This window comes from Cellulomonas hominis (assembly GCF_014201095.1).
Lineage (GTDB): Bacteria > Actinomycetota > Actinomycetes > Actinomycetales > Cellulomonadaceae > Cellulomonas > Cellulomonas hominis.
Window position 1 is genome coordinate 41726 of sequence record NZ_JACHDN010000001.1, and the last position, 13517, is coordinate 55242.

13 protein-coding genes and 1 other RNA gene are annotated in these 13517 nt (G+C 77.4%); 8 read left to right on the forward strand and 6 right to left on the reverse strand.

Annotated elements, in window-relative coordinates; all coding sequences use genetic code 11:
• The first annotated feature begins 122 nt into the window (after nt 1-122).
• Entirely contained in the window at nt 123-998 is an 876-nt protein-coding gene (locus HNR08_RS00205; protein ID WP_146840478.1) for a M15 family metallopeptidase, read from the forward strand.
• Between the two features lie 133 nt (nt 999-1131).
• Here the strand turns inward: HNR08_RS00205 and rnpB are convergent.
• An RNA gene (gene rnpB, locus HNR08_RS00210) (RNase P RNA component class A) lies at nt 1132-1518 on the reverse strand.
• A 59-nt stretch (nt 1519-1577) separates the two neighbouring features.
• Here rnpB and HNR08_RS00215 point away from each other — a divergent pair.
• Complete coding sequence (locus HNR08_RS00215; protein ID WP_183834695.1) at nt 1578-2363, forward strand: YaaA family protein; 786 nt, start codon at nt 1578-1580, stop codon at nt 2361-2363.
• 259 nt (nt 2364-2622) lie between these two features.
• Here HNR08_RS00215 and HNR08_RS00220 read toward each other — a convergent pair whose 3' ends face one another.
• From HNR08_RS00220 to HNR08_RS00235, 4 genes are read right to left on the reverse strand one after another with little or no spacing between them, the layout of a single operon-like run.
• On the reverse strand, nt 2623-3375 hold the full coding sequence (locus HNR08_RS00220; RefSeq protein ID WP_146840480.1) for a histidine phosphatase family protein: 753 nt from the start codon (nt 3373-3375) through the stop codon (nt 2623-2625).
• Nucleotides 3375-4115, reverse strand: a complete 741-nt coding sequence (locus HNR08_RS00225; protein WP_146840481.1) for a zinc ribbon domain-containing protein — start codon at nt 4113-4115, stop codon at nt 3375-3377. The genes HNR08_RS00220 and HNR08_RS00225 overlap by 1 nt, the downstream gene beginning before the upstream one ends.
• A complete protein-coding gene (locus HNR08_RS00230; RefSeq protein ID WP_146840482.1) occupies nt 4112-5317 on the reverse strand; it encodes a Nif3-like dinuclear metal center hexameric protein in 1206 nt (401 codons plus the stop codon). Before HNR08_RS00230 ends, HNR08_RS00225 begins: the two co-directional genes overlap by 4 nt.
• A 15-nt stretch (nt 5318-5332) precedes the next feature.
• The gene (locus tag HNR08_RS00235; RefSeq protein WP_146840483.1) at nt 5333-6382 is read right to left on the reverse strand and encodes a zinc-dependent alcohol dehydrogenase family protein; all 1050 of its coding nucleotides are present in this window, start codon (nt 6380-6382) and stop codon (nt 5333-5335) included.
• Nucleotides 6383-6474: 92 nt separating this feature from the next.
• Here HNR08_RS00235 and HNR08_RS00240 point away from each other — a divergent pair, with 92 nt between their 5' ends.
• From HNR08_RS00240 to HNR08_RS00260, 5 genes are all read left to right on the forward strand, one after another.
• Nucleotides 6475-7182, forward strand: coding sequence for an SOS response-associated peptidase (locus tag HNR08_RS00240; protein ID WP_146840484.1), 708 nt, complete (start codon nt 6475-6477; stop codon nt 7180-7182).
• A gap of 94 nt (nt 7183-7276) precedes the next feature.
• A complete protein-coding gene (locus HNR08_RS00245) occupies nt 7277-7897 on the forward strand; it encodes a hypothetical protein (protein ID WP_183834697.1) in 621 nt (206 codons plus the stop codon).
• Nucleotides 7898-7962: 65 nt separating this feature from the next.
• Nucleotides 7963-8457 carry a DUF1269 domain-containing protein gene (locus tag HNR08_RS22145; protein WP_146840485.1) on the forward strand — a complete coding sequence of 165 codons (495 nt, stop codon included), beginning with the start codon at nt 7963-7965 and terminating at the stop codon, nt 8455-8457.
• A gap of 33 nt (nt 8458-8490) precedes the next feature.
• Complete coding sequence (locus tag HNR08_RS00255) at nt 8491-8898, forward strand: DUF7144 family membrane protein (protein WP_146840486.1); 408 nt, start codon at nt 8491-8493, stop codon at nt 8896-8898.
• A gap of 43 nt (nt 8899-8941) precedes the next feature.
• Complete coding sequence (locus HNR08_RS00260; RefSeq protein ID WP_146840487.1) at nt 8942-9427, forward strand: DUF1269 domain-containing protein; 486 nt, start codon at nt 8942-8944, stop codon at nt 9425-9427.
• 32 nt (nt 9428-9459) lie between these two features.
• Here the strand turns inward: HNR08_RS00260 and HNR08_RS22520 are convergent, their stop codons facing one another.
• The gene (locus HNR08_RS22520; protein ID WP_183834699.1) at nt 9460-11988 is read right to left on the reverse strand and encodes a winged helix-turn-helix domain-containing protein; all 2529 of its coding nucleotides are present in this window, start codon (nt 11986-11988) and stop codon (nt 9460-9462) included.
• A 279-nt stretch (nt 11989-12267) separates the two neighbouring features.
• Between HNR08_RS22520 and HNR08_RS00270 the strand changes: the two genes are divergently transcribed.
• Nucleotides 12268-13512, forward strand: a complete 1245-nt coding sequence (locus HNR08_RS00270; RefSeq protein ID WP_146840883.1) for a DUF1254 domain-containing protein — start codon at nt 12268-12270, stop codon at nt 13510-13512.
• Nucleotides 13513-13517: the final 5 nt, after the last annotated feature.

Below are 13517 nucleotides of genomic sequence, written 5' to 3' on the forward strand. Positions count from 1 at the left end.
GACAGCACCAGGGTACGAGCGGGCGGCGCGGGGCGCCCCCGGGCCCCGCGACCCAGGTCGCTAGCATCGGGACCCAGGCTCGACGCAGGTTCCGCAGCACTCCCGAGCGGCAGGACCCTCCGATGACGACCTTCCCGAACGGGCACGCTCCCGACGACGCACTCACCCCCATCCCGGGCGGCGGACGGCTGCTCGCCCCGGTGGCCGTGGTGTGGCGGCAGATCTGCGCCGACGTGCAGGCCGCGCACGGGTGGACGCCCGAGCCGACCGGACCGCACGACTCGTACCGCCCGTACCGGACGCAGCTCTCGACCTTCACCGCGCGGTACACCCGCACCCCCAGACCCGGCCGCCCGACGAAGGTCTGGGACGGCGTCACGTACTGGCTGCTGCCCGGCAACGCGACCGCCGCGGTCCCGGGCCGCTCCAACCACGGCTGGGCCTGCGCGGTCGACGTCACGGACCTCGGCGGGTTCACCAGCGACCACTACGAGCAGTTCGCCGCCGTCGCCGCCCGGTACGGATGGACGAACACCGAGGGCCGGCGCATCGACGAGCCCTGGCACTGGGTGGACGTCCGGACGGCGAGCCTCGTGGCGAACGGGTCGTTCGACATCGGCGTCGCACCGATCGCTCTCGAGGAGGATGACATGACCCCCGACCAGGAGGCGAAGCTCGACCAGGCCGTCGTGGACGCCGCAGAGGCGCGGCGGATGCTCGGGGTGCTCATGGGCTGGCAGCCCGCGCAGGGCCCCGAGGGCACCGCCCTGCTCGACCTGCGCACCAGCCCCGCCGAGGCCCGCCGGATGCTCGGCGTCCTGCTCGGCTGGCAGCCCCCGCAGGGCCCCGAGGCAGCGGCCCTGGAGCGCCTGTTCGACGGGCAGCCGCCGGTCGTGCAGGTGGACGAGGCCGAGCTCGCGAAGCTCGTCGCCGCGGCCATCCCGGCCGCGCTGGCGCCCACCGTGGCGGTCGAGCTCGCGAAGCTGAACGGCGGCTGACCGAGGGCGGGCTCAGCGCCGAGCAGCAGAACGCCTGCGTTCGTCGACCCCGCCCGAGGGTCCGGCCGGCCCCAGGATCGGGGACCGACCGCCGCACCGAGCAGCGTCCCCGCCGGTCGACGGCCGGCGAGTGCGGATGAGCTGGCTTGTACGCCGGGTTCTGTCCCCGCGCGCGGTCACCCCCGCGCGGGTGGCGGCCATCCATCTACGACGTACGTTGCCGCACGCCTCCAGCGGCCTACCCGGGAGCTCGGGCGGGCAGCCCTCGAACGCTCCCTGTCTGGCCTTGCTCCGGGTGGGGTTTACCGAGCCGCACCGGTCGCCCGGCACGCTGGTGGTCTCTTACACCACCGTTTCACCCTTACCGCCGCCCGTCCCGAAGGCCGTGCGACGGCGGTCTGTTCTCTGTGGCACTGTCCCGCGGGTCACCCCGGGTGGGTGTTACCCACCACCCTGCCCTGTGGAGCCCGGACGTTCCTCGGCGAGCCCGAGGGCTCGACGCGGCCGCCTGGCCAGCTCATCCGCGCGCACAGCCTACCGCGCCCGGGAACCCCCGCCGCGCCGCCTACAGTGCAGGACGTGCTCATCCTCCTGCCGCCCTCCGAGGGCAAGACCGCGCCCGTCCGCGGCGCAGCCCTGGACCTGTCCGCGCTGTCCGCCGCGGGCCTGACCGGCACCCGGGAGGCGGTGCTGGACGCGCTGGTCGCGGCGAGCGCCCGGCCGGACGCGCTGGAGGTGCTGGGCGTCGGCGCCGGCGTCGCCGACGAGGTGGCCCGGAACACCGGGCTGCGCGCGGCACCGACGGCCCCCGCGGGGCACGTCTACACGGGCGTGCTGTACGCGGCGGCGGGCCTGGACCGCCTGACCCCGGCCGCGCGGCGGCGGGCGGCGGCGGCCGTGCGGGTGGTCTCCGGGCTGTGGGGGCTGGTGGGGCCGGAGGACCCGATCCCCGCCTACCGGCTGTCGATGGGCGTGGACCTGCCCGGGGTCGGGCCGCTGGCCGCCGCGTGGCGCGAGCCGCTGCGCGCGGAGCTGGACCCACGGGCGCTGGCGGGCGACCTGGTCGTGGACTGCCGGTCGGCGACGTACCTGGCGGCGTGGCGCCCGCCCCGCGCCGCCCTCGCCTCGTGGGTGCAGGTGCGCGTGCTCCGCGAGGTCGCGGGCCGCCGGTCGGTGGTCTCGCACCACGCGAAGCACACCCGCGGGGTGCTGACGCGTCACCTGGTGACCCGGCGCGGCCGGGAGCCGCGCACGCCCGGCGAGCTGGCCGCGGCCGCGCGCGAGCTGGTCGGCTCCGAGCTGCTCGCGGTGGAGCTCGAGACGCCCGCCGGCCGGGGCGCGACCCTGTCCCTCGTCGTCGCCTGACGCGTCACCCGACCGGCGGCACGCGGAGGGGTGCGTTCCCCGGGCGACTGCTCCGAACGGGTGACACCGCTCACCCGCGACGCCCCCGAGCGTGCCTACGGTCGCCGCGTCCCCGGGGGAAGGAGCCCGCGCGTGTGCGACGACGAGACCGAGCAGGACGCACCGCCCGGGCTCGAACGGGCCCGCGCGCAGTACGCCGACCTGCCCCGCGTGCCGCAGCAGCGCGGCGAGCCCGACCCGGACGAGGCCTAGGCCCCGGTCAGCGCCCCGTCCACCCCTCGCTCGGCGCCCCGGCGACGGCGACCTCGTCCCGCTTGTCCTCGAACAGCCGGATGATGCTGACCGACGCGGGCGCCACCCGCAGCTGGCTCCACGACCCCGGTTGGGCGCCCATGGTCCGGCCGAGGGCGGCGCGGATCGCGACGGCGTGCGACACGACGACGACAGTCCGGTCGGTGCCCGCGGCGAGCAGCCGGTCCAGGCCGGCGCCGATCCGGACGCCGACGTCGGCGATCGACTCGCCCCCGTCGGGCCGGACGTCGGCGCGGGTGTGCCAGGGCTCGAGCTGCCCGGGCCACCGCTCCTCGATCTGCTCGGCGGTCAGGCCCTGCCAGGCGCCGAAGTCGGCCTCCTGGAAGGCGGCGTCGACCCGCGGGGTCAGGCCGAGGTGCTCGCCGATGACGCCGGCGGTCTCCTGCGTGCGGACCATCGGGGAGGCGATGAGCTCGGTGGGGTACGGGATGTCGCCCCAGAGGTCGTGCCCGACGCGGCGGACGAGCTCCCCGGCGGCGGCGGCCTGCGCGCGGCCCCGCTCGGTGAGCGACGGGCCGGGCTCGGAGGAGCCGGAGTAGCCGCGGGACACGGTCATCTCGGTCTCGCCGTGCCGCACGAGGATGACGGTGACGGGCTGCGCGTCGTCGAACCGCACGGCCGCGCCGGACGGGCGGGGTCCGCGCGCGGGCGGCGCCGGGGTGCCGGCCTCGGGCTCCAGCGGGGCGGCGGTGCTCGCCATCAGTACGCGTCCTCGCCGCGGACGAGGATCCGGCCGGAGTCCTCGCAGTACACGATCTCGTCCTCCGGGGTGGCCTTGATCTTCGCGAGCTCGGTGGCGGGCACCGGCATGCCGCTGCCCTCGGACCGGCCGTGCCGCAGGGCCGCGACGGCGACGCCGCCGAACCGGGCGCGCAGCTTGTCGTAGAGCTGGATCAGCCGCTCCTCCAGCGGGGCGGCCGTCGCGTCGCGCTCGGCCCGGACGCCGACGGCCTGCTGGTCGATGACCGCGACCTCGGCGTCGCGCTCGGCCGCGACGCCGGCGCGCTCGTTGAGCAGGGCGGCGTGCGCGGTGGTGAGCTCGCCGAGCGCGGCCTCGTGCGCCTCCAGCCGCTCCATGGCCTCGAGCTCGACGTCCTCCAGGTCGGCCTGCCGGCGGGCGAGGGACGCGATCTCGCTCTGGAGGGCCTGCAGGTCCTTGGGGCTGCCCGCGCCGGAGTCGAGGCGGGCCTGGTCGCGCGCGGCGCGGTCGCGGACCTGCTGCACGTCGGCCTCGGCCTTGGTGACCTCGCGCCGGATGTCGCCGACGGCGGTCCGGGACGCGGCGATCGCGGTGTCGAGGTCGGCGATCCGGGCGTCGAGCTCGGCGATGCGGGCGTGCGCCGCGAGGGCGGACCGCTTGTGGGCGAGCTGGTCGAGGCGGGTGTCGAGCGCCTGCAGGTCGAGCAGCCGCTTCTGGTCCTGGGGGGAGGCCTTGGTCACGGGTGGTGTCCTTCCGATCCGGTGCTGCGGGGGACCCCCGGGACGCGGCCGGTCCACGGGTCGGTGCGCAGGGTGCTGACGCGGGTCTCCACCGTAGTGCCGTGCGCTGCCAGGTCGGCACGCAGGTCGCGCTCCGCCCCGGCGAGCCAGGGCCACTCGGAGGCGAAGTGCGCGGCGTCGACCAGGTAGGGCGGGCTCGCGGCGGCGCCCCGCGCCGCGAACTCGGCCTGCTCCCGCAGCTCCGAGGCGGGGTGGTGCCGCAGGTCCGCGGTCAGGTAGACGTCGGCGGCGCAGGCGCGCACCGCGTCGAACAGCGAGTCGCCCGAGCCGCCGACGACCGCGACCGTGCGGACGGTGGCGTCGGCCGGCCCGGCGTACCGGATGCCCTGCACGGTCTCCGGCAGCACCTCCGCGACCCGCTCCGCGAACGCGTGCAGCGTCAGCGGCTCGGCGAGGTGCCCGACGCGGCCGGTGCCCGTCGGCCCGTCCCAGCGCGCGAGCTCGAGGACGTCGAACGCGGGCTCCTCGTACGGGTGCGCGGCGCGCATCGCGGCGACGACCGCGGCCCGCAGCCGGCGCGGGGCGACCATCTCGACGCGGGCCTCGACGACGCGCGCGGCCTCGCCGGCCCGGCCGATCGCCGGCGACGCGTCCTCGGTCGGGGTGAACGTGCCCTCGCCGGTCGCGGTCCACGCGCAGCGGCGGTACTCCCCCAGCGCGCCGGCGCCGGCGGCGGCGAGCGCGTCGACCAGCCGCTCGGCGTCGGCGGCGGGGACGAAGACGACGTGCTTGTCCAGCGCCTCGGCCGGCGCGGGCACGAGCGGCCGGGTGTCGCGCAGGCCCAGCAGCCGGGCGAGCTCGTCCGCGACGCCGCCGACCGCCGCGTCGGCGTTCGTGTGCGCGGTGTACAGGGCTACGCCGGCGCGGGTCAGGCGGTGCAGCAGCGCGCCCTTCGCGGTGGTGGCCGCGACGGAGTGCACGCCGCGCAGCAGCAGGGGGTGGTGCACGACGACGAGGTCCGCGCCCCAGGCGATCGCCTCGTCGGCGACGGCCGCGACCGGGTCCACGGCCAGCAGGACGCGGCGCACGGGCTGGTCCGGGTCGCCGGCGACCAGGCCCACCCGGTCCCAGGACTCGGCGGTGGCGGGCGGGTACCGACGGTCGAGCAGCCGGACGACGTCGGCGAGGGTGGCGTGGCTCACGCCGTCGAACCTAGCTCAGGGCAGCAGCATCGACTTGATCGCGCGGCGCTCGTCCATCGCGGCGTACGCCTCGGCCACCTGGTCGAGCGGCAGCACCAGGTCGAACACCTTGCCGGGCACGATCGCGCCCGACCAGACGTCGGCCGCGAGCTCCTCGAGGTGCGCGCGCACCGGGGCGACGCCGCCGCAGACGCCGACGTTCGTGGCGAACATCTGCGACACCGGCAGCTCGGGCCCGCCCGCGGGGACGCCGACGAAGCCGACCCGGCCGCCGGGCCGCGCGCTGTCCAGCGCCTGCTGCATGGACTCCTTGGTCCCGACGCACTCCAGCACCTGGTCCGGCCCGACCCCGCCGAGCAGGTCCCGGACGGCCGCCGCGCCCTCGTCCCCGCGCTCGGCCACGATGTCGGTGGCGCCGAACTCGCGCGCGAGCGCCTGGCGGGAGGCGTGCCGGGACATGGCGATCACGCGCTCGGCCCCGAGCCGGCGGGCGGCGATGACCGCGCACAGCCCGACCGCGCCGTCCCCGACGACCGCGACCGTCGAGCCCGGGCCGACGCCCGCGGACAGCGCGGCGTGGTGGCCGGTGCCCATGACGTCGGTGAGGGTCAGCACGCTGGGCAGCAGGTCGGCGTCCGGGTGGTCCGGCATCGCGACGAGGGTGCCGTCGGCGAGCGGCACGCGGACGTACTCGCCCTGGCCGGCGTCGGTGAACAGGCCCTCGGCGTCCGGGCCGCCCCAGCCGCTGGACCGCTCGCAGGAGGTGTGCACGCCGTTGCGGCAGTGCGGGCAGGTGCCGTCGGACACCATGAACGGCGCCACGACGAACTGCCCGGGCCGCAGCGTGCGGACGCCGGCCCCGACCTCCTCGACCACGCCGACGAACTCGTGCCCGATCCGGCGCGGTTCGGCGGTGGGCCGCACGCCGCGGTAGGGCCAGAGGTCGGAGCCGCACACGCAGGACGCCACGACGCGCACCAGGGCGTCGGTGGGGCGCTGGATCACCGGGTCCGGGACCTGCTCAAGGCGGACGTCGTGGGGGCCGTGGAGGAGGGTCGCGCGCACGGGGGCAGCCTACGGCTGCCCGCGGCGCCGGGCCGGTCCTGCCAGCGGCACATCTCTGGCCTCTCAGGACGAACCGCCGCAGACTGTCCCGCATGTGCGGCCGCTACGCCCAGACCCGGGTCGACGACGAGCTCGAGCGCGACCTGCTCGTGGACCGGATCCTCGGGGAGCCGCACGCGCCGTCGTGGAACGTCGCCCCGACGCAGGACGTCCCGGTGGTGCTCGAGCGGGTCGAGGACGACGGCCCGCAGCGCCAGCTCCGGTCCGCGCGCTGGGGCCTCGTGCCGTCGTGGGCGAAGGACGCCTCCATCGGCTCGCGGATGATCAACGCCCGCTCGGAGACCGTGCTGGACAAGCCGGCGTTCCGGAAGGCAGCGGCGAAGCGGCGCGCGCTGGTGCCGATGGACGGGTACTACGAGTGGCAGGCGCACGAGCGCGGGCCGAAGACGCCGTACTTCCTGCACGGCGCCGAGCCGCTCGCCGCCGCGGGGCTGTACGAGCTGTGGCGGGACCACTCCAAGGCCGACGACGACCCGGCGCGCTGGCTGTGGTCGGTCACGATCATCACCCGCCCCGCGACCGACACCCTCGGGCACATCCACGACCGCTGCCCCGTGCTCCTCCCCCGGCCGCTGTGGGACGACTGGCTGGACCCGTCGATCACCGCGGCGGACGAGGTGGGCGCGATGCTGGTGCACGTCCCCGAGCCGCACCTGACCCCGCGGGAGGTCGGCCGCGCGGTCGGCAACGTCGCGAACGACGGTCCGGAGCTGGTCGAACCGGTCCGCCCGGAGGACTGAGCCAGGTCCAGCCAGGGGCGCCGCCGCGGCGCGACGGCCCCGCCCGGGCCCTCGGTCCGTGGCGCTGCGTACGCGCGCGTGCGGAGATGGACGGGTGGACGGACGACCCGGCATCGACCTCGCCTGGATCCCGCTGGGCGCCGGCGGCTCCCCCGTCGTGCGCGCCAGCGGCCGGGCCTACGAGGCCCTGCTGGCCCGGCGCGACCGGCGCGCGTCGTGCGGGCTCGTGCACGCGGCGCTGCTCGTGCACGACGGCACCGCCACGACCGCGGTCGAGGTGACGCCCGCCTGGGGCCAGCCGCCGGGTGACCGCGGGGTCGTCGCCGAGGGCCCGGTCGGCGCGCGGTGGCTCGGGCGGTCGCGGTGGTTCCGCTACGAGGTGCGCTGCTGGCGCCGCGGGACCGTGCCGGACCTCGCCTGGGCCGTCGACCGGCGGCGGGTGGCGGACGACGCCGGCACCGCGGCCGCGCTCCTCGCCGCCGCGCCCGGCGTCCCGCGGCACGTCTGGGGCCGTGACGCGCTGGGCGCCCGGGACATGTGGAACTCGAACTCCGTCGTCGCCTGGCTGCTGGCCGCGGCGGGCCTCGAGCCGGGGCCGCTGGCACCCCCCGCGGGCTACCGCGCGCCCGGCTGGGCGGCCGGCGCACGGGCGGCGGCGCTCGGGGCGACGCCCGCCGCGGGTACCCGCGTGCCGCGTCTCATCCCGCCCGGGTGAGGCCGCGCCCGGCCCTCGGCGGACACGCTGGTCAGCGACAGTCCGGCCGAGGAAAGGGACGTACGGTGGCCACTCTCAGCGTGTGGAAGTTCGAGACCCCTGAGGGCGCCGAGCAGGCGGAGCGCGCGCTGCTCGCCCTCCAGAAGCAGGAGCTCATCCAGGTGCACGACGCCGCGACGGTGTCGTGGGAGCCCGGCAAGAAGAAGCCGAAGACCCGCCAGGCCAACAACCTCGCCGCGGCGGGTGCGCTCGGCGGGACGTTCTGGGGCCTGCTGTTCGGCCTGCTGTTCTTCGTCCCGCTGCTCGGCGCCGCGGTCGGCGCCGCGGCCGGCGCCCTCGGCGGGTCGCTCGCGGACGTCGGCATCGACGACGACTTCATCGACTCGGTCCGCAGCAAGGTCACGCCCGGCACGTCGGCGCTGTTCCTCATGTCGTCGGGCGCGGTCGGCGACCGCGTGGTGTCGTCGCTCAAGGAGCAGGGCATCCACGGCGAGCTGATCGAGACCAACCTGTCCGCCGAGGAGGAGGCGCGGCTGCGCGCGGCCTTCGAGGAGGCCTGAGCCCGGCGGCCCGCGCGCGACGGGAGGACCGCGATGGCTCGCGGACGTGAGAGCGGCTGGGTCGGCTGGATCTGGTTCGGCGCGCTCCTGATGATCCTCACCGGGCTCTGGGGGATGTTCAGCGGCCTCGTGGCCGTGTTCTCCCCCGCCACGATCGTGGGCTGGACCCGGTACGGGTTGACGACCGTGGACGTCTCGACCTGGGGCTGGGTCCACCTCGCGGTCTCCGCCCTGGTGTTCGTCGTCGGGGTCTCGCTGCTCACGTCGGCGGCCGGCTGGGCCCGCGTGGCGGCGATCGTCCTCACCGCGGTGATGCTCCTGCTCCAGTTCGCCGCGCTGCCGGCCACGCCGTGGTGGTCGCTCGCGTCGATCGCGCTGTGCCTCGCCGTCCTCTGGGCGCTCGTGGTCCACGGCGACGAGCTGCGACCCGTCACCACCTGACCGCCACCGCACGACCCGCTGACCACGAAGAGGAGGAACCGCCATGACCACGTTCACCGTCTGGAAGTTCGACGACCCCGAGGGCGCGACCCACGCCGTCGACATCCTGAAGCGCGCCCAGTCCGACGGCCTGGTGACGATCGTCGACCACGCGGTCGTCTCGTGGCCGGAGGGCGCCGCGAAGCCGACCGTGCACCACGCGCACGACGACGAGCGGCGCGGCACCGGGTGGGGGGCCCTGTGGGGCCTGCTGCTCGGGGCGCTGTTCTTCATCCCGCTGCTCGGCGCCGCCGCCGGTGCGGCCACGGGGGCGATCGCGAAGCACCTGGGCAAGGTCGGGATCGACGAGGCCCAGTTCGACAAGATCAAGGAGGAGGTCGTCCCGGGCACCTCCGCGCTGTTCGCCGTGACCGACGAGGCCGACATGGACCGCCTGGGCGAGCGGTTCCACGGGCTGAAGTGGACGCTCATCGCGACCAACCTCACCCCGGCGGAGAAGTCCGAGCTGCACGAGACGTTCGGCGGCTGACCTCACCCGCCGCGGGTGGCGGTCCGGCGCAGTCACAGCAGACCGCGCTGGACCGCCACCCGAACCGCCGCGCGGCGCCCGTCCACCCCGAGCTTGCGGTAGATCGCCCGCATGTGGGTCTTCACGGTGTTGATGGACAGGAACAGCGACGCGGCGATCTCGTCCGACGTCAGCGACGACCGAAGGCAGGCCAGGACGTCCCGCTCCCGCGGGGTGAGGTCCCAGGCCGACGCGCGCGGCGCGGGGGCCACCTCCTCCGCGACCAGCAGTCGCGCGACGAGCGCCTCGTGCGCGCTCCCCCACTCGAGGTGCTCCGACAGCAGCGGGTGCAGCTCGGCGGCCCGATCCCGCAGCGGGCGCACCACGCCCTGCTCGGCGGCGGCGTCCAGCGCGGTCTCGAGCGCCCCGTGCGCCGCCGCGGGGTCGTCCGCCGCGTGCAGCACGGCGGCGCCCGCGGCGTTCGCGACCCGCACCTGGACCGGGGTCCGCCCGCCGGGGACGGCACCGGCGCGCTCCGCCGCGTGCAGGGCCGCCCAGGCGCCGGGGTCGTCGCCGAGCCGGTGGCGCAGGTCGCTCTGCCAGCCGAGCGCCATCGGGTCCCCGAACGCCAGGACGTCGTCGGCGGCGGCCTCCTCGGCGAGCGCCAGGGCCTCGGCCGGCCGCTGCTCCGCGTCGAGCTGCAGGGCGGTGAGGAACCGGCGGAACGTCCGCAGGTGCTCCGGGGCCCGTCCCGTGGGCCAGGCCGCGTCGGTGATCCCGCGCGCGCGGCCGAGCCCGGCGAGGTCGCCCTGGGCGAGGCAGGTGATCGCGAGGATCCCCGCCGCGTGCACCGCGACCTCCCGGCGGGTCCGGCCCGCGCTCTCGACGGCCTGGACGAGGTGGTGGCACGCAGCGTCCAGCTCGTCGCGCCAGTAGGCCGCGAGACCGCAGGCGAGGTGGGAGGACGCGACGACGCCGGTGCCCTCCCAGCCGTGCGCCGCCGCGTCGGCCAGCACCGCCCGGGCCCGCTCGCGGGCCTCCACCACCTCGCCGCGGTGCGCGTACCCGAGCGTCTCCTCCGACCGGCAGCCCAGCTCGAGGGCGACCCAGCCCCGCTCGGCCGCGAGCGCCGCCCCCTGCGCCAGGTGCGCCTCGGCGTCGGGACCGAGCCCGTTCTGCTGCATCTCCGCGCGGCCCACCAGGTACAGCCCGAGCGCCCGGGTGGCGTCGTCGAGCCCGGTCGCGTCCAGCAGCTCCCGCCCCCGCCGCACCGACTCCCCCAGGGGCGGCCGGTCGGCCGCGAGGAAGGTGCGGACGAGCGCGCCCACGACCGCGGGGCGACCCGGGGCGTCCTCGTCGGGCCCGCCCGGCTCGAACGCCTGAGCGGCGGACAACGCCAGGAGCACGTCCGGCTCGTGCCGGTAGGGGGCGGGCAGCGCGGCGCGCAGCACCTGCACCAGGCCGACGTCGCCGCGGACCACCAGCTCCGGCCAGCGCTCTCCCAGGATGGTCGCGGCGAGCTCCGGCGCCCGCCCGTCGAGGGCGTGCCGGATCGCGGCCGCGGGGTCCGCCGGCCCGAGGTGCGCCGCCACGACCCGGTGCGCCACCCGGGCGGCCTGGGGGTCGCGGCGGGCCAGGAGCGCGGCGGCGTGCGCGGCGACGAGCTCGTGCCAGCGGTAGGCCGGGTCGCCGCCCGGCACCTCCGTGAGGAACAGGCCGCGCGCGACGCACGCGTCGAGCAGCCGCGCACCGCCGGGCACCAGGGCCTCCGCGAGCACGGGGTCGATCGTCCGCGCCACCGCGGCGCGCAGCACGAAGTCCGCGAGCTCGTCGGGCAGCCGGCCGATGACCTCCTCGACGAGGTAGCCGGTGATCGGCACGTCGCGGTCGTGCAGGCCCGGCAGCGGGCGGGCGGCGTCCGCGTCACCCGCCGCCAGGGCGAGGCGCACCGCGACCGGCCACCCCCCGGTGACCTCGTGCAGCACCCGGACGGCGTCACCGTCGACCGGACCGCCGAGCGCTCGGGCGACCTCGGCCACCTCCGGCTCCGTGAACGCCAGGGTGCGCTCGCGGACCTCCGCGACGTCCCCGGAGAGCCGCATGCGGTTCACGGGCAGCGCGGCGTCGTACCGGCCCACCAGCACGTACCGCGGGCCCGGGTACCGCAGCAGCGGGCCGAGCACGTGCCGCGCCGTCCTTGCGGAGATCAGGTGCACGTCGTCCAGGACCACCACGGGCCCCTCGGGCAGCCGCTCGAGCGCGCCGACCAGGGCGTCGACGCGGTGGGCCACGCTGCGCGTGCCGCGGTCGTCCAGCGCCTCGAGGATCTCCGCCGCGGCCGGGCACATCGCCGACACCGCGTCCGCGACCACCCGGGTGAGCCGGCCGGGGTCGTCGTCGAGCGGGTCGAGCGACACCCACGCCACGGGATGCTCCACGGACGCGGCCCAGTCGGCCACGAGCGTCGTCTTGCCGTACCCGGCGGGCGCGCTGACCACGACGAGCCGGTGCCCCGCGACGCACCGGTCGAGCGCCTCGCGGCACCGGGGCCGCGCCACCGCGCCGCGCGGCGGGCGCGGCACGCTCGTCTTCCCCGCCGGTGTCCGCCGGGAGAGCCCCGCATCCGCCATGGCCACGCTCCCCCGTGCGCGTACCTGCCGTCCGGACCCGTATCGCCACGGGCCGCCGGAGGCAGCCTGACACATCCAGGTCATCGTGGTCATGCGATCCGTGACGCGGCCTCGCCCGCGGCGGGTGATCGGGGGCCGGGCGGGTCGATCATGCACGGCGGATGAGGCGCCCCCGGCGGGCCTCCGGTTCGCTGGTGCCGCGCAGACCCGGGTGAGCACAGGAGGACGACCATGTCCCAGGCGTGGCCCGGCCCCGACCCGGGGCCGTTCGACGCCGAGGTCGTGCGGGCCGCCGCCGAGGCGTACGTCTGGGCCCAGCCCGTTCTGGCGGGCTGCCGGGAGCTGTGGTGGGCGGCCCCGGGAGCGGCGCTGCCCGGGGACCCGGCGTTCCGGCACGAGCGCCGGCCGCCGCGCCCCGGGGACGGCTCGCGCTGGGCCGACCCCACCGTGCTGACGTCGAGCGCGTGGCTGGACCTGCGCGCCGAGCCCGTGCTGCTCGGGCACGGCGACCTGCCGCCCGGGAGGTACGCCGGGCTGCAGGTCGTCGACCTGTTCGCCCGGACCGTGGCGCACCTCGGCAGCGCGGCCACCGGCACGGACGCCGCCGCCTGGGCGGTCACGGCGCCCGGCTGGACGGGCCGGCTGCCCCCGGACCTCGACGGTGTGCTGACCGCCGCCACCGGCGCCGTCCGGGTGGTCGGCCGCGTCCGGGTGCCGCCCGACGGCGACGTCGAGGCCGCGCACGCCGTGCAGGACGGTTTCTGGGTGCGGCCGCTGCACAGCCTCGGCGGGCGGCCACCGCCCCCGCCGGCCCCGCCCGCGCACTGGCTGCCCTGGGACGAGGAGCACGCCCGGGGCGGCGGGTTCGTCGACTACCTCGCGCTGCTCGCCCGCGCCTACCGCCCCGAGTCCACCGAGGACGGCGCGCTGCTCGACCGGTGCACCGCGCTCGGTCTCCTGCCCGCGCCGCTGGACGCCCGGACCCGCCGGCTCGTCGCCCGCGGGGCCGCGCTCGGCGCGGCCCAGATCCGGGACGCCACCGGGCGCGCCGGGGAGCCCGCGGACCTCCCCGAGCCGCTGCGGCGTGCGCTCGCCGCCGCCGTCGAGGCGCACCCCGCCGAGCCCGAGGAGGTGCGGGTCCTGCGGTGGCGCAGCCTGCACGGCGAGCCGCTGCGCGGCCACCACCGCTACCGCCTGGTGCTGCCCGCCGGCGCGCCGCCGGCCCGCCTGTCCTGGTCGCTGGCCGCGTACTCCGAGCCGACCGGCGGCCTCGCGGGGGACCCGGTGCGCGGCGACGCCCTGGCGGCCGCGCCCGCGGCCGACGGGTCCGTCGCCGTCGCCGTGCAGCGCGACCGCCCCGCCGACCCGCGCGTCGCCTGGCTGCCCTCCCCGCCCGGCGACCTCAGCCTCGCCCTGCGCCTCTACGCCCCCGACCCGGGCGCGTGGACGCCGCCGGTGCTGCGCGTCACCGCCTGAGCGGG